The organism is Marinagarivorans sp. (assembly GCF_982758155.1).
Map to the genome: position 1 here is coordinate 1,201 of NZ_CEXWTU010000071.1, position 18,992 is coordinate 20,192.

Sequence of the window (18,992 nt, forward strand, 5' to 3'; positions counted from 1 at the left end):
GAGGCAAGCCTGCCTTGTGACAACTAACATTAAGCCACTTACAGGAGTCAGACATGAATAAACCAAACCGACTATTACACCTCGTGTGCCCAGCACTGCTACTTATCTGCTCGCACAACCTCAATGCCGAACAACTCATATTTACCATTGATGGCGTGGCAAGTAACCAAGGCAAAATTTACATTCAAGTCTTTAACGGGAAAGACGCTTACCGCTCAGAAAACGCGATAGCAGCCACTATCATACCTGCGATAGAAGGTGAGGTTCGAGCGAATTTCGCTGATTTAAAGCCTGGCGAATATGCAGTGCGCTATTTCCACGACGAAGACGGCGATGGCAAGCTCGCCACCAATCTCCTCGGCATGCCCACGGAGGGCTATGGTTTTTCAAATGCAGCAAAACCGAATTTTGGTCCCGTTAAATACGAAGCTATGAAGTTTGTCATCACTGAGCCCATCACATCGAATCACAGCACAGTTATCTATTAACCGAGAACCCGCCGTTGAAGCATCAAAGTCTGCGCATTTTTTTGACTCTCAACTGCGGTTTCTAGGATTAAACAAGGGAAATAAAGACATGAAACGCCGCATACTCATCAAAAACACATTAGCCGGTGGCGCAGCCCTAGCAATGGCCCCTTGGCCATTGGCCGCAAGCACAGCTAAAACAATCTTGCGTGAACGCAGCAGCCATGATTTTAAGCATCAATTTAATGCTGCACTGCCAAAACAGCCCAAACTACTCGGCTTTAAAAACATTGCGCACGACTTTGCACGCTCGGAATTAACGATTGAAGGCCAACTACCCAAGACTCTGGAAGGCGTGTTCCTACGAAACGGCCCCGCCAAACATGAACGCGGACCTTGTCGACTCAAGCACCTGTTTGAAGGGGACGGTATGGTTCAACGATTCACCTTGCGCGGCGGCCGAATATTTCATGAGGGTCGCTTCATCAATACCCCCAAGTTTGCGGCCGAAGAACGTGCCGAGCAATTTTTGTATTCAGGGCCGGACACCCAAATACCTAATAGCCTGGATGTTTATAACCGGGATGTCATCAATACCGCCAATACCAGCATTCTTCCTGTTGGCAAAGAATTATGGGCTTTATGGGAAGGCGGTTCACCCGCTAGACTAAACCCTGAGTCACTGGATTTTGAACAGTTTATCGATTTAGGCGAAGGCAGTAAGCACGGAAAACGCTTACAGGGGCTGCCATTTTCTGCGCACCCCAAGGTCGACACAAACGGGGATATTTGGAACTTTGGTCTTGTAGATGATGGGCGGCTAGTCATTTACCAATTAGCGAAAAGCGGCAAACTTAAAAACCTAAAACTTTTACACACCGAATATCAGGGTGGAATACTGCATGATTTTCTTATCACCGAGCGACACCTGCTGTTCATTTTACCCTCAATTAAGCGCAGGCCGAGTATCAAAGGCCTATTTGCAAGCATTCAATACGATGACGCGCTACCAATGCAAGTGCTTGTTATTGATAAACACAGCCTATCGCTAAAGCGAACCTTTGAACTCGCAGCGGGATTTGCATTCCACTTTGGAAACGCCTGGGAGGAGCGCGATGGCACCATTCGATTTGATGCCAGTTTGTACCCCAATGCGAATATTTTAGGAGAACTCAGCGATGTAATGCGCGGGCACATAAAACCGCAGCTAAGCCAAAGCCAAAGCCAAAGCCAAACGGCATTATTCACACTCAAGCCCTCCGGCAGTATTGAGCGAGTATTGTTTCACAATAACAGTGAATTCCCGCGGGTGAGCGCTGCTTTTACTGGACGTAAAAACCGCTATCTCTATTTCACGCAAGCACTGCATAACAGCTTTTGGGGGACTAGCGTGGCCCGAATGGATTGGCAAACGCAAACCCAAAGCCATTACTTCTACGGCGATGACTTTATGGTTGAAGAACATATCCCCGTTAGCCTAAATAATGAAAAAGAGGCGCAGTTTGTAATGGGGACTGCACTGCACATACCCAGTAAAAGAACGTGTTTAAATCTATTTAACGCAAACCGCCTATCCGACGGCCCCATTATGCGCGCTTGGCTACCCTACCACTTACCGTTAGGCTTTCATGGTGCATTTATCGCGAGCGCAACTTAAACCTTAAAATATCAATAATGCAGGAAACTGCTGGGACAGGCACTCGTTTTACTAATCTGCTGAGCAAAAAACGTCTGCCGGTAACACTATTCAGGAATACATAAAAGCCCAATACTCGATGAGAGTATTGGGCTTTTTAAGGTGACGCGATTGATCAATAGCCGAAGCTAAACGGCCTTTTTACGACGAATAAAGACTATAGGAAACAGTAATAATACCCACAACCCTAAGCTTCCCCCGCCAGAAGATTTCGGTGCAGGGTTAACACGAACCGTAATCGGTATTGCTTCGCTGGTACCGGTGCTATCAGAGGCTGTAACACTGAAGGATGCCGTGAGGCCTTCGGTAAAGCCAGGCGCTGTATATTGGTATGACGGTCCGGTTGCATCCAGTACCACACCATTCATCGTCCAGGCATAAGTAAGCGCATCGTCTTCAGCATCGCTGCCACTCACAATGAGCACTACCGATTCCCACTCAACCACTGAAACACTGGATTGGCCTGTCGTGAGCACAGGGTCAGCATTATTGATAATGACCATAGTGATTTGTTGTGCCGGGGATAATAACTCGCCATCACTGGCTTGCACCGAGAAGGAATAGGTTTCATCGGCCGCAACCTTTGGCGCATTAAAAGTAAAGGTTGTACTGGTGGCGTCGATATCCCATGTGTTAATCGGGCTAGCGCCCGCTGTTTGGGTCCAGATATATGTAATATCACCGGGATCGTGATCTAAGCCCTGAGCCGTTAAGGTGACGGCGCTTCCTTCGACAACGCTGTCGACTCCCATCACATCAAGCAAAAAGGGTGCGCGGTTTTCACACACGCCAGAATCGACCACTAAGACAGAAAATGGTGTGGCATCGGTCATATTGGTAAAGGACACATTATCTAAACTCCAGCCACGTGCCGAAACGGACGCGTCGGTACCAATGCGGAATCGAAACTGCACAGGAATCCCGTTTAAATTGCCCTCGGGAAACGAGATGGATTCTGTCGCGAGCAGAGCACCGCCCACTAACTCACCAACAAAGCCGTCTCGGCCACCCAGGGAAGGGTTAGATGACGCGATTGTGCCGTTATAGCCCGTAGCGAAGGTACCGCCGGCGTCAACGACATCCATCCAGTCGCCACCATCAACGCTAATCTCTATAACGCCGCCATCCCAGGGGCTGCCGTCGGTGCCGGTTTCGAATTCAAAATGATGCTCGAAGTCCATTGAAAAAGCACCGGTATCGGCAACGGTCAGCGTCGGCGTTTTTAGTCTTATATCACTTTCAGATCCGGAATTTGGCCCAAGCATTACAGTGCCAAATGTGCCGCTATTATTGTACGCCCAGCTCTGACTACGGCTCCAATCTAACCAGATAGTGTTCGTCGTTGAAAAATCGTCGGTGGCGCGACCATGAACATAATCGCTGTTCACATTGAGTGCGGTATTAATCGCCGCGGGCAACACTACATCGGGGTCGTCGGACATAAAAGTGACAAGAATATTAACGGGCTCATTGAGCGTGGCGGCATTGAGGGTGACATCGATCATGGCGCGGCCCTTGAACCGTGCGCTAGCGATATCGTCAAAGGTTAATACGCCGCCATTGGAAAACGTAACGTCGGCGGTGCTGCTCACTTGCGCGGTAACGCCCGATACGAGCCCGGTGCCGGAATTGCGCAGCGTGACCGTCATCGTACTGGTTTCACCGGGATCGAGCACATTATCTAAATCACAAAATGCACCGTTCTGTGTATTACTATTAAAAGCCATAGCCACACTACCACTGAGCACAACAGAAGATGCAGGCGCGGCAACCGGGGTCGACAACGCCCATTCGCCCGCATTAACTTTGACAGCCAATTCGGTGGTGCCCTCAACAGCACCAGCTGACTGAAAATAATATGAAAATGAGAATTTAAAAGATTGCTCTTCAAGTACTACATCACCCGGGGGGGTGAACGTTAGCGACTCGGGGGCCCCACCAGAAGGCACCATTCCGTTATAGGCTAGGCTCAATTGCGCATGGGCCTCAGAAAATATTTTGGTATTCGCTGTCGTCGTAATGAAGTCGCTGAAACCTAAGCCCGTCATTTTCCCGGCTTGGCCGCTAATGGTCACATTTGTATTGAACACCGTCGCTAAGTTTAGCCAGCCCGTTGTGGTTGGGTTGATAGCTTCCCAAGTCAGCACCGTGTCGGCAGTAGCGAAGGATATGCCGTCTTGCCCGGTATCGTTTTGAATAACACCATCGAATACGGAAAAAACATCTTCACCGTCAACGTTTTCCGAGGAAATTTCCACACGCCCAAATTGAGATTTTACTTCGGCAACAACCGCGGTACGAATTCCAGTTAGATCAAGAACTTCTCCAGCAGCCGTATAAGATGACACGGTTACTGTAAGCGCACCAGCCATGACTGCGGCGGTACGATAGCCTATACGCCCAAAAGCGATAGTATCATCAGCACTTATGCCCGCCGTGACCCTGTACGTTGCGGAATCAGGCGAACTAGAATCCAATGCCAAGCTTCCAGCACCTACAGCGATGGGGTCAGGAAAACTAGGGCTTATTAATGCGCCAGAGGGAAAGGTAAAGGTAACGACATCGTCAATAGCATAATCAGCACCCACGACATACTCAATGCTATTGGATGTTTGGTTCGCCGTAACACCGATTAGGCCTTCTTGTGAGTGTGTTTGTTTAGCGACAACCACAGTGCCTGCTGATGCAGCATGACTCGCCCCGATAATGATAGTACACAAGGCCAGCTTCCCCAAAATTCTTGCCATATCCAATCTCATTTAATTATTGTGATCTGAATGATCAACAGAGAAAGTAGTATGGTACATATTATTGGCTTTACAAATAACACCGATAGGGGACGGTAAAGCCAGAGAAGGGCTTTGCTTTCGCTGGTTTATGCGCTAGCGATGGCTCGAATATAGCCGGTTTATTCCTATTAATGATGCCATCCGTCACTTGTATTGCACTCTCAAATTATCCTATTTTTCATCCGGTGCGCTTAACCTAAAAACCGCAATTGAACCATCAAAGTCTACGCATCCGCTTGGCGTACCTAACGCGCGATAAAAATGGCTTATCACCAATAAGGTGACCACGCATTTTTTTGACTCTCAACTACGGCTTTTAGGTTTAATTAACACTTCCGTTAAGACTTTATTCAAAAGACGATATAATGGTAATGAAAACTGCTGGGGCAGGCACTCGTTTTATTTAAAGCGCCAAATGTTGCCACAGAGGTTGATTAATCGCCTTAATACAGCGTTTGGCGAATTTATCGTTTTTTAACAACTCGGGTGGATTGTCCGTTTCGGTAAAACCGAACTTCTTTGGTAATTTTGTGTACATCGACCGAGGCGGCTTGCCACAGACATCCTTTAGCTTTATGCCCGTTTCAAAACTATGGTAGTAAACCGATGACAACCCCAGTTCATCACGGATAAATCGCAGCGCCGCTAACATGGATGCCTCGGCCCAGTGTTTGCGATAAGGCGCTAGCGTAGTCTCAACGTAGTACTCCAAATCATTAAAATCACCCATCACACCGCGACAAACATCGCGGGGTTTTATAGTCGGAGTTTTGGCCTTTCGGTTTTTAACACGCGTTAATACGGTTGAGGCCTTACGTAACCAGTCGTTTTGTATTTCCTCAATCAACACCTCGCCTGTATCAAAATCGATATCCATCCGCACCCACGATAGGGTTTTTCGCGTTTTTTTCTGCACTGGGTGCCCCCAGTACTCAAAAGGTCCACGGCCCGCTTCGGGCTTAATCAATTTTCGGTAAAGCCCATCATGCTCACCATTAAAATTGAGCTGCAAAACCAAGTTGCAGTTATTGCGGGATGTTTGATCCCAGCCGCGCTCACCACTTCCCCAGCAATCAAGAGTTAAGGTAAAGGGCAACATATTGGTTTGCCAAAAAGATTGTAGATCCTGCTTCACGACGATACCGTCTGCACAGTGTTTGAGTGCTTGCGAGACCACCGGTTTTTTTAAATAACGACCAACCGAGCTTTCTTTTAATTCCGCCACTTTGATATCGTCGCGTTCTTGGCGAGCCATCTCAAATTCAATGAGGTCCAAACAATAACGATCTTCAAAATAATGAAAAACCCGACGCTCACCACCTAAACACGCTAGAACTTCTTCTACCTGTTCGCGTTTCATAATACTTAATCCACTGCTTGTACTTTCCTTGCCCAACCGCCCTATAAAAAAATATGTTAAGCGATGGCCTATTTTTAGGGAGTAGCACACAGCGACTGCCGTACACTATCCCCTTTTTCAATTTGATTTTTATTAAACCTAAAGGCACTTTGAAATAACTCATTGGCATACTCCTCTTGTATATTGTTTTCAACATCGCTTTCACATTAAGCGACGCTTTAAAATTCAGCACTTCCGTAAAAGCATCACGGGTTTACAGTCTTATTGTTCGGTAAAACTTTCACCGCTAAAAGTGCGCACCGGCCGACCGCGTTCAACGTTGTAATGCTTTAGCCAACGTTCGCGAACGTTGGCGCGCCCCTCACCTTGAAGCTCTTGTGCCAAGAGCATCTGTAAACGCTCCATCCCCAGCTGGCGATTTCTATGCTGCGAACGGTCAGACTCAACACGTACCTGCAACCCCGATGGGCGATGCGTAATACGCACGGCACTGCTGGTTTTATTCACATGCTGGCCACCGGCGCCACTCGCACGCATGGTTTCTACATTCACCTCACGGGCCAATTGTTTAAGGTCGCCCCCTCTACCATTTTCTGCCGCGGCACTTTTCACCTCGGCATTCTCAACACACTCGACACCCACAAACCAATTCAATCGCTTATGTTTGGGGCGGTACGGGCTTTCACCTTGCCACTTAATAGCGCCCTGCCAAGATTGTGCAAAACTTTCCACATCAACATCCACGCCCACGCCCACGCCTTCTAGGCGAATCAAACACGATAGATACGCATCCACAATGACCAGATCTTGTTTGCGCATGCTCTTATCAAACGCGAGTTTTTCGACAATCTCGGCTGAGCACCCATGGCTTTCGGCGCTTTGTAAAATGCGCATCATTAGTTGAGTAACCACCCAGCCGCATTCCCGCGGGCCCTGGCCCGCACTGATCTGCAACCAGACAACGGCACTTTTTTTAATATTTGAACGCCTCTTTATTGCATTATTCATATTATTTCTTCCGTGTTTTGTAGGTGAGCAAAGGTTTAAAGCTCGCAACAACATCGACCATTCCCGCCTGGACCAAATCATCCACCACGGTACTAATGCACTTGTATGCTTGCGGGGCTTCCTCATAGAGTAAATCCCGCTGCTTGCAAATCACCCGGCTGCCCAAGTCTGTACGTTCAAGGTCTTTTACGGTGTAACGCTTTTCTAGCCGGCCACGTGAATCACTGCGTTTCCATTTACGGCCCGCGCCGTGGGCCAATGAAAAACCGCCCGCCGCTAAATCGTGTATTTCAAAAACCCGAGGTTTCACTAAATAACTCAAGCTTCCTCGCGATCCGGGAATCACCACCAAACCTTGGTCAGTCGGGCTAGCACCCTTGCGATGAATCCAAAAACGCTCATCACCATGACCATGCAATTCCAAAGCCTCGACTGATCGCTGATCAACCGGCGTCACAGTGTTATGCGAGACATCCAACAAAGCTTTGTGTTTAACACCCAAGCGTTCACAAAACCGCGCGGTTATCAGCGCCCGGTTGGCCACCGCCCAGCGAACCGCATAATCATGTTTTTCAAGGTACTGGCTCATCGCAACGCCACCATTGCGCGGCAAACCATCAGCATCACAAACCTGATTGATTAGACTTTGCCCGCCGAAATGATCCACATGCTCACGTAGTATTGTTTGACCTAACCCTCGTGAGCCGGAGTGCGCCAGAAAAACAACGGACTCCTTCTCTAAACCTAAATCCAACAAAACATCCTGATCAAAAACCTCATAAACCTGCTGAATTTCTGCAAAGTGATTACCGCCACCAATGGTGCCCAGTTTTTGATTTTCCGCCTTTAAATATTCATGCTCCGTGGTTACACCGGCAGCCACGAGCCATTCATCAGCACACCCTTCTGACCAAGGATCATCAAGGTTGACGAGTCGCTTCTCCCATTTATCTAACTTTACTTGGCGACGTGTTGTCTCCAATTTCCACAGCCCCATGCCACAGCCAATATCACTGCCCACCAAATGGGGATATATCTGGTCACGCGTAATAAACGCTGCACCAATAGGCTGGCCTTTGCCCGGATGCAAGTCCGGCATGCCAACGCCACAACACATTCCAGGTAACTCTGCTGTTTTCTTTAGCTGCTCCACAGCCGCAGATTCCAACCAGTTTTTGTCTGAGATAACCAACCGTACTTCGGCTGCGGATGATGTCGCCAACGTGTTGACCACACTGCTACCTTTCCCAGACCTCTTAATAAAAGTGTCCATAATTTTTCCATTATTTAGGACGCTCACCTTTCTTTAGGCAAAGCGATCCCCCGCTCGAAAATTGTGAATTTTCAAACGTAAAAATACCGTATTCGGTTTAAATGCTTTCTATCGCGGAAAAGGCCTAAGCACAGTAAGGTGCAGCATTAAACGCCGATAGATAAGCAGAAATTATTGGGGATCGCAAAACCGTAACCGACTAGCCACATGCAAAAAACACAATTACTCAATGCAATACCTGAACGCAGGGCATGAGAAATGTGTAGCATTGGCTACAGGTTAATCGTTTTGAATAAAGCTATGCTGTAATTTTTTCCCGGAACGGGAAGAAATTAACCTAGTCCAACTTAACAGTACTTAAATAAAGCTAAGTGAAGTCAGTCTCGGCAGCGAAGCCCAATATTGTCAATTGTGTCTGTGTATAAATCATAAAGAGCCTCCTGTAGTTGAAATGTATGATTGAAATTACCCGAAGCGGGTAATTGATAAAATTCCGTACTGTGTACATTCAGTGATGCACAAGCTGTATATAAAAGCTGCGCGAACTATAGTCAGTTCTTTTCACGTCTGCAAGTAGCTTTTTACATTATTCTACATTCTGACGCTTCTATTTGGAAATCCTGACCTAGAGCTCTATCTCTAACTATTGATATGCGCACGCGTCCAAAAAACACACATGAAAAGGCAACACCACTATCACCTACAAATGGCCAGAACAGTGAGCATGATTCGAGGATAGAGTCTTATCTCCTCACCCTTTAACTTTCCGCGCTACCATCCGTAGGCTCCAGCTCAATCGTTAAACGCAAACTTTTCGAGTTACCCGCAAACCACTTCTGCACATACAGCGAACCCACAATCGGGGGTTTTCCCTGCTCGGGCACTTCTTTATATCTAACGCTGTTTTTAGTCTCTTTTTCAAACTCAAATTGCACAAGTTCTTTTGCCACAAAGGTTCTCCGCATAGCAATATTTTAATATTTATTAAAATAGGGTTTAAACAATAACGCTGAAATCTACACCGCCACACTCAGATAAAAACAGCATGGCCCTTAGGTCATCACTTTACCTTAAGGGGCGGGGCACCACTACATTTTCGAGACGAAAAAAACCCGCCTTTGGCATCAATATCCAAAGGCGGGTTTTTGTTACTGCGTTAAAACTGAGCTACATTAAAACTTAACTTCAATACCCAAACCTAAGTAGCTTGCATCAGTGTCGCTAGATACCAGCAGAGTAGGATCGCTGCTGTTTGAAGTCGTAAATGAGTTGTTCGTATAGAAACCATACACTTTTGAATTTTTGCTCATTTTGTAGTCAACGCCTAAACTCAAGGTCATGCCATCTTCGTTAACTTCAGCATCAGCTAAGTCCTTCTGGCTAAGAATATCCGACTGACCCACCTGCGCTTTAATAGCCCAATCATTAATTTTGTATTGTACTGATGCAAAAGCACCACTCACAGTTTCCTTATTGCTCATTTCAAACTCTTCAGCCATTAGGCCAAACTGAAAACTTGAAACGTTATATTGAAAAACTGCACGTACAGTACTTGTACTTTCAGCTTCTACATCGAGGTCATACGCTAACGCACCATAAAAACCGCTGCGCTCATAAGTCGCGGCAACAGACGTAGCGTTAGATCTCTTATCAGCTTCATCTAAACCATCATTATCTTGCTCGCTCGCAATGATATCCGCATAAAGTTTGAAGCCTGAAAGATCAGGCGTAACGTACATCAAGCTATTACTTTTACGATTATCATTTACAGTGAAATTCTTTTTAATATCACCGTAAAGGTCGTTAAAAAGATCAACTTTATTTTGCGCTGTTTTCAATGGAGTATCAAAATGACCGGCAATCACAGTACCGAAGTTACCCTTCAAGCCTACGTAAATATTGCGTTGGCTAAATACTTTGCCGTCTTTCGAATCACCATCATCAAAAGCCACTTCAAATTCAGCTTTATAAATAGCCTCAATGTTATCGTTGATTGTCTCGCTACCCTTAACACCAATACGCGAAGCATTGCTGGCAACCTCTAATATCGACTCATCGATAGTCTCGGCTCCAATCTCAACACTGGAATTAGTACTAGCATAAGAAACGTTGGCTTTGCCGTATAAAGTAGGTGCAGCAGTAGCAACAATTGGAGCGAACATGGCCAATGCGATGGCAGCAGAAAGTTGTTTTTTCACGATTTTCCCCTAAAGACTTAATAGTTTTTAATTAACAAGCAACAACTCAACAAACCCGAGCAACTGTAGCACCAAAAGAAGCTTTCAGAGGCTCGTTTGAGATTTTCGGCGACTATATGACTAGAATGTGACACTTTAATTACAGCCCACCCATTTTCACCCCCACTGCGCAATAACTTCTGACCAGAGCGTACTTAAACGCTTACCCGATACCGGCATGGCCGTTTTCAGTGTTTGCGCGAACAAAGAGACCCGGAACTCTTCGATCATGTAACGGTATTCTTGCCATGGCTGGCTTTGCCCATAAGCATTTTTACCTTGCTTAGCGAATAAGTCCTCATGCTTTTGCCAAGCCGCCTTCACATCTTGCATTGCTACTTTATCTTTCTGGGGGTTTTGTGGAGCCTTTTGCAAACGCACCTCAATCGCATTTAAATAACGCGCATAATGCGCTAACCAAGGCAATGGCGTAGCCATAAAAAAACCTTTAAAAAACAAAGTGTTAAGTTGACTTTTAATATCAGAAAAAGCAAAAGCCAACAACAGTGCATTTTTATTGGCTTTCATCGATTTATTAATCGCCACCAACTGCGCCAGCCACCCTAACAGCTGTTTTTCCAGCGTCTGCGCTTGCGCCGTTAAACCATTTTCACCAAGCACAACCGCAGCATTGAACGCTTGCTCCGTGCGCGGCAAGTCACTGCCTATGCCACAAACATTCAACACTGCAGCCATCAGCAAGTCATCGACAACCTCTACACGACTACCCAGCGCCAATACAGCGAGTCCAATATCCTTATTTTTCAGTAGCTCCTTACGCAAATACTTAACGGTTTTTGGCATAGCCAATAGCAGAAGACGCGCAACGCCATGACGGCTTTGCTCATGGGCATCCACAGGGTTATCTAAAACCCGCAGATCCACTGCACCACCCACATCACACAGCGCGGGGAAAGCCTGAACCTTAATCGCTCCTTTTTTAAGTGCGCATTCCTCGGGGAAGCTACCAAAATCCCAAGCTGTTAACTGTTCACGCTCAAATTCACTGCCCGCTTGCTGCAAGCTTTCTTGTACGTGGTCGCGATAACGTTCCCGTAATACACTCAGGTGACGATGCCTGTCAATAACACGCCCTTTGTCGTCCAGAACGCGAATATTCATTCGATAAAAATCGTCCAGCACAACTTCACGGTAAATTGCTTTGGGAATTTCGACACCCGACAAATGCAACAAAGCGGTTGCTAGGCTTTCCATCAAACCGCCCTTTCCGGGCGTCATGCGCGCAACGGCTTTATCGACATACTCCGGCACAGGTACAAACTGCTTGCGCCACTGCTTCGGCAGCCCTTTTACTAAAGCGATGCATTTTTCGCGCAACAGCCCAGGCACCAACCACTCTAACGGCTCTTCCGATAGGCTATGTAAAACACTGGCTGGCACACCAACACTCACCCCATCATCCTGCTGACCAGGATCGAAATGATAGAACAATGGGTAAGTCGCGCCATTCACCAACAGTGAATTAGGAAAGGCATTTTCAGATACATGATCGGCGCCATGCTGCATCAACAGTGATTTAGGGATATGGAGCAGGCTTGCGTCCTCGCGCTCAGCGGTTTTACGCCAATACTCGAAGGTATTTAAACTCGAAATATTTTCGGGGATACGCTCATCATAAAAAGCAAACAACACTTCGTCATCCACCAGAATATCGCGGCGGCGCGACTTGGCTTCTAACTCACAAATATTCTTGATCGTTTTTTCGTTAAGGGCAAAAAACTTACCCAAATCGCGCCGACGATGCTGGCCATATTTACCCTCAACAAACACCTCGCGAATAAAGATTTTACGGGCATCAACTTCATCAATTTTGCTGTAATCCGTGCGCAGTTTATCGGCAACGGTTAAACCAAATAGCGTGACCTTATCGAACGCCATAACCTGGCCACTTTTCAGGGCATAGTGTGGCTGGTAGTAATGGTGCTTCAACAAGTGAGGTAGGCTTTTGCGCAGCCATTCAGGGTCTATTTTGGCATTGGTGTGGGCAAAAACTTTGGTGGTTTCAAGGTAATTACCACTCACCATCCAGCGCGGCGTTTTCTTAAATTGGGAAGAGCCAGGAAATATATTGGCTTTGCGATTGCGCGCCACAATGTATTCACGCTCACGGCTTTCTTCATTTTTAATGGCTACGTTATCAAAAAGGCCAAACAACAACGCTTGGTGAATAGCCTCATAATTAACGCAAATTTTAGCCTCGGTAGCCTGCTCATCTTTTTTGACGGCTTCGCCTGGCTCGACCGATGTATTATCGACAGGAATATTTTCTCTAGCCTTGGTGTTTAAACCGGCCTGCTTACAAGCACTTAACAACTGATGATGCAGCTCGCGCCATTCACGCAACCGCAAAAAAGATAAAAATTCTTTGCTGCACTGCTTTCTCCAATGGTTTTGCGAAAGCTCTTGTCGGTGCTGCTCGGCGTACTCCCATAAATTAAGGTAAGCCACAAAGTCGGAATCAGCATCTTTAAAGCGCCGATGCTTTTCATCTGCCGCCTGCTGTTTATCGTGCGGTCGCTCCCTGGGGTCTTGAATGGTAATTCCAGAAATAATAATGAGCAGTTCCTGCAAACATCCCAGCTCTGATGCGGCAATAATAATGCGTGAAAAACGCGGCTCTAAAGGCAAGGCCAACATTTTTCGCCCCGCAGGCAATAAACGTTTTCGCTCGTCCAACGCTTGCAGCTGCATAAGCTCTTTAAAAGCATCACTGATCGCGCGTTTTTCCGGGGGTTCTAAAAAGGGGAAGTCTCGAATATCCCCCACATTCAACTGCTGCATCTGCAATACAACCGCTGCCAAACTCGTGCGCAGAATTTCTGGATCGGTAAACTCTGGCCGCGCTGTGAAGTCTTCCTCGCTGTATAAACGAATACACGTACCGTGGCTTATACGCCCGCAACGGCCTGCACGTTGATTGGCCGACGCCTGCGAAACAGGTTCTATGGGTAATCGCTGAATACGGCTTTTAGTACTATAGCGGCTAATACGCGCCGTACCTGGGTCGATGACATAACCGATGCCCGGCACAGTAATAGAGGTTTCGGCCACATTCGTCGCTAACACCACACGCCGACCTTTGTGGGATTGAAACGCTTTATTCTGCTCGGCCAAACTCAGCCGCGCATAAAAAGGCAACACCTCTAACATTGGGAAGTTGGCATTGCGAATCGCTAATGCAGCTTCTCGAATTTCACGCTCACCTGGTAAAAACACAAGCACATCACCGACAGGCCCTTTCGGCAACGTGAGAATTTCCTCCAGCGCTTCAACAATCCCCTGCGCCTCATCTTCCAATTCGCCATGCCAAGGGCGATAAATAATATCGACGGGGAATGTTCGGCCAGAAACAGAAATAACAGGCGCGCCATGAAAATGCTGAGAGAAGCGCTCGACATCAATGGTCGCCGACGTAATGATGACTTTAAGGTCTGGGCGTTTTGGCAAGATTTGCCGAATATAGCCCAAAAGAAAATCAATATTTAAGCTACGCTCATGCGCCTCATCGATGATGAGTGTGTCGTATTTTTCCAGCAGCGGGTCATTTTGTATCTCCGCCAACAAAATACCATCGGTCATCAGCTTAATTAAACTCAGCGGCGAACTGGTATCGTTAAACCGAACCTGATACCCCACCGCACCGCCAAGCTCCGTTTTAAGCTCTTCGGCAATACGGCTAGCCACAGTGCGCGCTGCGATTCGCCGTGGCTGCGTGTGCCCAATTAAACCTTTTACGCCGCGACCTAGCGTTAAACAAATTTTGGGGATTTGCGTCGTCTTACCCGAGCCCGTTTCTCCGGCAATCACAACAACCTGATTTTGACGAATGGCTTCTGCAATTTCGTCACGCCGTGCCGATACCGGCAACTGATCATCAAACACAACCGCAGGCACCGCTGCTGCGCGATCCACAAGCTGTGTTTGCGATGCCATTATCTGCTGTATTAATTTAGACCGCTCAGATTCGCTGGACTTGCCTCCTTTGTCTATTTTTTCAATGCGATACCACGCATTACGTAAACGGCGCTTATCCGCTTGCGCACAAAGATCAAGTTGCGCCCAAAAAGAGGCTCTATCGGTAAGGGGAATAGCTGCTTGTGACGTCATAAAGAAACACTAAAAGACAAAAGCGCAGCATTATACGCCAACTTCACATTCAGCCGAGATATAGCGTGAAAACTACGCTAGTCTAGACTCTAAAGAGGCGCATTATGTTCAGATACAGCCAAACCGAGAACCTAAGCGACGCCAGAAGTGGCTACATTCACCCAAGCAGCAACCGCGATTTTTAGCCACCACAAAATTTAAAAACGTTCTCTATTAGAGAGAACTCTCCCCTAGCATCGAAGCCCAGCTTCGCTAATGATTAAGGACAGGCGCTAACACTTATGAAATCACAGCTACGCATAGAAAAAGCTTCTAACAATTACTTATTGGCAAGTGTCGCAACCAATAATGCCGACACTCCAAGCTACATTACAAGCCCGCAGGGGAAACCTTTAAAATTTCTGAGCATTGCTCATATCAAAGAGTTTTTTGAAGGTCAGAGAATCGATGAAGTACTCGTCGTTGATGATTCCGGCAATTCTCAAGCTGTTGAATGCTGGTAAACGGCCACACATAAAAAAACCGGTTAAAGTCTGCTTTAACCGGTTTTTTTATGTGTGAGGCAATAATAGATCATCCAATTCGGCGCTGGGGCCAGCAGCGGCTAATGTACTATTGCCTCGTCGTTTATGCCTTTTGATGGCCCCTTATGCGTCTTCCGCATACATAGATTCAAGACTAAACGCCAAACCACTGACATCCAGGCCCGTACATTTCAATAGGTGCTCTAAGACATTTGCGCTTTTAAGCTCGCCGGTATGGTGCCGCACTAGCGCATCCTCTAAGCGATTAAGGTAAGCCGCAATCTCATTAAGCTGATCTTGATTAATTTGGATCTCCTCCTTTCTAGCCTCCACTAAGGTTCCGACCACATTACGACGCAAGTCGCTGTCACACAAATCTAAGAAGATTTCGCCATAATCAGAGCTTTTTGAATCTGTCATTTTGTACACCACCATGAATAAATGTTATCCGTGTTTGGCATAACGTACGCTCAAACACTCCTACCAACATCAGTAGTTAAACAGCTAGTCCATATAGGCTAGCGTGCCACACTGCAAAACGAATTTCGATAAAAGTGACTATATCACTAGCGCACAAAATCAGGGACTTAACGCATGATATAAGTGCTTAAAGGCACGAAAACATTGAAACACCCCCCTAAAATGCACCACCAGAAAACATAAAAAAACAAAAATGCACCACAGGAAAACACAAACAAAACTATCGATCACTAAATAAGCGTAGCGCACAAAAAACACACCAACCAGTGCGCATAACGTCGACGCACAAAAAACAATCGAATTTAGGTTAGACTACGGTACAAAATCGCGACTACACATTAATACCCCTATGGATAACAACGAAACACGAATAGCACCGCCAAAGCAGCCCGTTAGCGCAGAGACCGAGCTCGATAACAGCACTATCATCCAGCCTTTGCGTACACCGCAAATAACGCAAAAAAACACGGCCACGAAAAACACCGTTATTTCGCCGGTACCAGCCATGCCTGAATCGGCAAGCCCTAAAGCCCCCTCTTCCGGCTTGGGCATTATTAAAGGTCGATTCGAGCTGGTAAAAAGCATCGGTTCGGGGGGGATGGGCGATGTCTTTTTAGCCCGCGATCTTGTCCGTATAGAAATGGACGACAACCAACCGTTTGTTGCGGTCAAGGTGCTTAAAGGTAATTTCAACGCAATGCGCGAAGCCGCCCAAGCGCTTCAACGTGAAGCCAAAAAAGCGCAGCTGCTCTCGCACCCCAACATTGTTACCGTGTACGACTTCGATCGCGACAATGATCTTGTCTTCATCACCATGGAATTCTTAGAAGGCGAGTCGCTCGAAGATTACCTGAATAACAACCCTTGCATGCCGCCGGAACAAGCACTCAAAACCATAGAGCTTGCCGCCGAAGGCTTGGCCTATGCACACAAGAAAGGCTACGTTCATGCCGACATCAAACCGGCTAACATCTTTCTAACGAAAGATGGCGGCGTCAAAATTCTCGATTTTGGTATCGCGCAAGCCGTGCGGTCGACGAATGAAGAAGAGTTATCCATCGGTGAGTCCTGGACTAAGTACGCGCTTACGCCTTCTTACGCCAGCCCAGAGATGATCGCCCACCAAGACCTGCACACCAACGATGATATCTACGGGCTAGGCATAGTACTGCACGAATTACTCACAGGCCGCCACCCCTTTTTAGACAGTGATGGCAAAGCCATACCTGCCGATAAAGCAGCTGAGCAAGGCTTAACACTAGCCCCCCTAAAAAATATTTCGCGGCGCGCCAACCAAGCACTGATCAGATCATTAGCATTTGACGGTAATCAGCGCCACCAAGATGCTGGCGAGCTCATTAAAGCCATGCATCCGCCCAGCAAATTAAAAGGTGCGTTGTTTGCCAGCTTGGCGGTTGCCTTAATTGCCATCGCCGTCGCCGTATTTTTGCAAACGCATGAGCCGCCACCGCCAACACTTGAAGACCTCCCGGCAACGCTAGAAAAAACGCGCAACTTTATTACCGAGGCTGATGAGCTGCTCGCCACCGGCGAGATCGGTATGGCGCACAGGCTTTACACCCAAGGTAAAAACGCGCTCGATAAAACCGAAAATATAAACCCTAAAGACCTACAAGCAGCGCTTTACGTATTGCGCGGGCGCCAAGGTGATGTCATTAATGCGCTAAAACAGCGTTTAGACGACAACACCCTCACGCGCTTTCAACTCAAAGAAATTCAACTCGCCCTTGAGTACCTATACAATGACGAGCTAACAGAAGATAAAGAACAGGTTGCGCAAACTATTGCACAACTTAAACAGCGTTTAGACCGCGAGGATAGCCAATAATGACAACGCTAAAATTACTGATTGCCGGCAGCTTAACCTTGGCGCTTTCCGCCTGTGGTAGCGGCAACGTAAAAGACATCAAAACCACTGCAACCGAAGGTTTTAAAAACAAGGAAGACCTTTACGTTGTCGACTGTAAATTGCCCGGCCAAATGATGCGCCTAGGCAATATGCAATATCTTGCACCCCGCCGTGCCACACGTACCACGGCCATCGACTGCCGTATTCGTGGCGGTGAATATGTAGAATACGACCGCGCCGATTACCGCTCGGCCTTAGGTGTTTGGCTGCCGCCCGCACAAGAAGGTGATGCCGAAGCACAAAACTATGTCGGCGAGATCTACGAGAAAGGCGTTGGCGGCTCCCCCGATTACCAACAGGCCGCTCAGTGGTACAAAAAGGCTGCCGAACAAGGCAACAGCCGCGCGCAGCTCAACCTGGGTTACTTTTACGAAAAAGGCTTGGGCGTAGAAACCAATATGCCGCTGGCCCTTAATTACTACCGCCAAGCATCTGGCATTAGTGATGACAACCTAGTGCTAAGCTCGCAAGCCAAAGCCGAATTGGATAAAACCAAAACCGCACTCACCAAAGCCTTGAAACAATCCAACATTCAAAGCCAATTATTAGCCACTCAAATAAAGCAGCTCGTAGCCGACCGCGAACAACTGCCCGACCCCGAGCAAATGGAAGCCTTACAAGAACTTCACAAAAACACCCTAGCCGAAAAAGCCGAGCTTGAAAGTGAGCTCGACTCGCTTAAATTAGTTTACCGCGGTTTCGAATCAACAGACCAAAAAGCCGCCACCTCTACGCTTAGCGCTGCCGAAAACCGCAAAGTAAAGAACATGAACTTTGGCCGCTACTATGCATTGATTATTGGCAACCAAGACTACCTTTACCTGGATGATCTACGCTCACCTATCCGCGATGCCGAGCGCTTACAGGGTGTGCTCGAAAACAAATACGGTTTCACCACATTACTGCTACAAGATGCCAGTGAAAAAGCCATCCTCAACACCATCAATAACTTCTATAGCCAAATTACTGAAGAAGACAACCTACTCATCTTCTATGCCGGTCACGGCGAAACAGCCATGGCCAGCACCAGCCAAAAACAACGAGGCTATTGGCTACCGGTTGATGCCCAAGATCAAAACATTAGCAGCTGGATTAACAAC

At 47.2% G+C, this 18,992-nt stretch carries 13 protein-coding genes; 5 read left to right on the forward strand and 8 right to left on the reverse strand.

Annotated elements, in window-relative coordinates; genetic code table 11:
* The first annotated feature begins 53 nt into the window (after nt 1-53).
* Both AC3A8L_RS09905 and AC3A8L_RS09910 read left to right on the forward strand, forming a co-directional pair.
* Complete coding sequence (locus tag AC3A8L_RS09905; RefSeq protein ID WP_487962088.1) at nt 54-488, forward strand: DUF2141 domain-containing protein; 435 nt, start codon at nt 54-56, stop codon at nt 486-488.
* A gap of 88 nt (nt 489-576) precedes the next feature.
* Nucleotides 577-2,124, forward strand: coding sequence for a carotenoid oxygenase family protein (locus AC3A8L_RS09910; protein ID WP_487962089.1), 1,548 nt, complete (start codon nt 577-579; stop codon nt 2,122-2,124).
* Between the two features lie 167 nt (nt 2,125-2,291).
* Here the strand turns inward: AC3A8L_RS09910 and AC3A8L_RS09915 are convergent, their stop codons facing one another.
* The 7 genes from AC3A8L_RS09915 to hrpA all read right to left on the reverse strand — a co-directional run bounded on the left by AC3A8L_RS09915 (nt 2,292) and on the right by hrpA (nt 14,958).
* Nucleotides 2,292-4,910, reverse strand: coding sequence for a GlyGly-CTERM sorting domain-containing protein (locus tag AC3A8L_RS09915; protein WP_487962090.1), 2,619 nt, complete (start codon nt 4,908-4,910; stop codon nt 2,292-2,294).
* A 445-nt stretch (nt 4,911-5,355) separates the two neighbouring features.
* Nucleotides 5,356-6,312, reverse strand: a complete 957-nt coding sequence (locus tag AC3A8L_RS09920) for a hypothetical protein (protein WP_487962091.1) — start codon at nt 6,310-6,312, stop codon at nt 5,356-5,358.
* 261 nt (nt 6,313-6,573) lie between these two features.
* Complete coding sequence (gene prfH / locus AC3A8L_RS09925; protein ID WP_487962092.1) at nt 6,574-7,320, reverse strand: peptide chain release factor H; 747 nt, start codon at nt 7,318-7,320, stop codon at nt 6,574-6,576.
* 1 nt (nt 7,321) lies between these two features.
* Complete coding sequence (locus AC3A8L_RS09930; RefSeq protein WP_487962093.1) at nt 7,322-8,593, reverse strand: RNA ligase RtcB family protein; 1,272 nt, start codon at nt 8,591-8,593, stop codon at nt 7,322-7,324.
* Nucleotides 8,594-9,351: 758 nt separating this feature from the next.
* Entirely contained in the window at nt 9,352-9,543 is a 192-nt protein-coding gene (locus tag AC3A8L_RS09935; RefSeq protein WP_487962094.1) for a hypothetical protein, read from the reverse strand.
* 222 nt (nt 9,544-9,765) lie between these two features.
* Nucleotides 9,766-10,791: a porin gene (locus AC3A8L_RS09940; RefSeq protein ID WP_487962095.1), complete on the reverse strand. Its 1,026-nt coding sequence runs from the start codon at nt 10,789-10,791 to the stop codon at nt 9,766-9,768.
* Between the two features lie 156 nt (nt 10,792-10,947).
* Nucleotides 10,948-14,958 (reverse strand): ATP-dependent RNA helicase HrpA, encoded by a 4,011-nt coding sequence (hrpA, locus tag AC3A8L_RS09945; RefSeq protein ID WP_487962096.1) that lies wholly within the window; start codon nt 14,956-14,958, stop codon nt 10,948-10,950.
* A 281-nt stretch (nt 14,959-15,239) separates the two neighbouring features.
* Between hrpA and AC3A8L_RS09950 the strand changes: the two genes are divergently transcribed.
* Nucleotides 15,240-15,461 carry a hypothetical protein gene (locus AC3A8L_RS09950; protein ID WP_487962097.1) on the forward strand — a complete coding sequence of 74 codons (222 nt, stop codon included), beginning with the start codon at nt 15,240-15,242 and terminating at the stop codon, nt 15,459-15,461.
* A 144-nt stretch (nt 15,462-15,605) separates the two neighbouring features.
* Here the strand turns inward: AC3A8L_RS09950 and AC3A8L_RS09955 are convergent, their stop codons facing one another.
* The gene (locus AC3A8L_RS09955; RefSeq protein WP_487962098.1) at nt 15,606-15,902 is read right to left on the reverse strand and encodes a hypothetical protein; all 297 of its coding nucleotides are present in this window, start codon (nt 15,900-15,902) and stop codon (nt 15,606-15,608) included.
* A gap of 409 nt (nt 15,903-16,311) precedes the next feature.
* Between AC3A8L_RS09955 and AC3A8L_RS09960 the strand changes: the two genes are divergently transcribed.
* The gene (locus tag AC3A8L_RS09960) at nt 16,312-17,811 is read left to right on the forward strand and encodes a serine/threonine protein kinase (RefSeq protein ID WP_487962099.1); all 1,500 of its coding nucleotides are present in this window, start codon (nt 16,312-16,314) and stop codon (nt 17,809-17,811) included.
* A partial coding sequence (locus AC3A8L_RS09965) for a caspase family protein (RefSeq protein ID WP_487962100.1) occupies nt 17,811-18,992 on the forward strand: 1,182 nt, incomplete at its 3' end. The genes AC3A8L_RS09960 and AC3A8L_RS09965, both read left to right, overlap by 1 nt.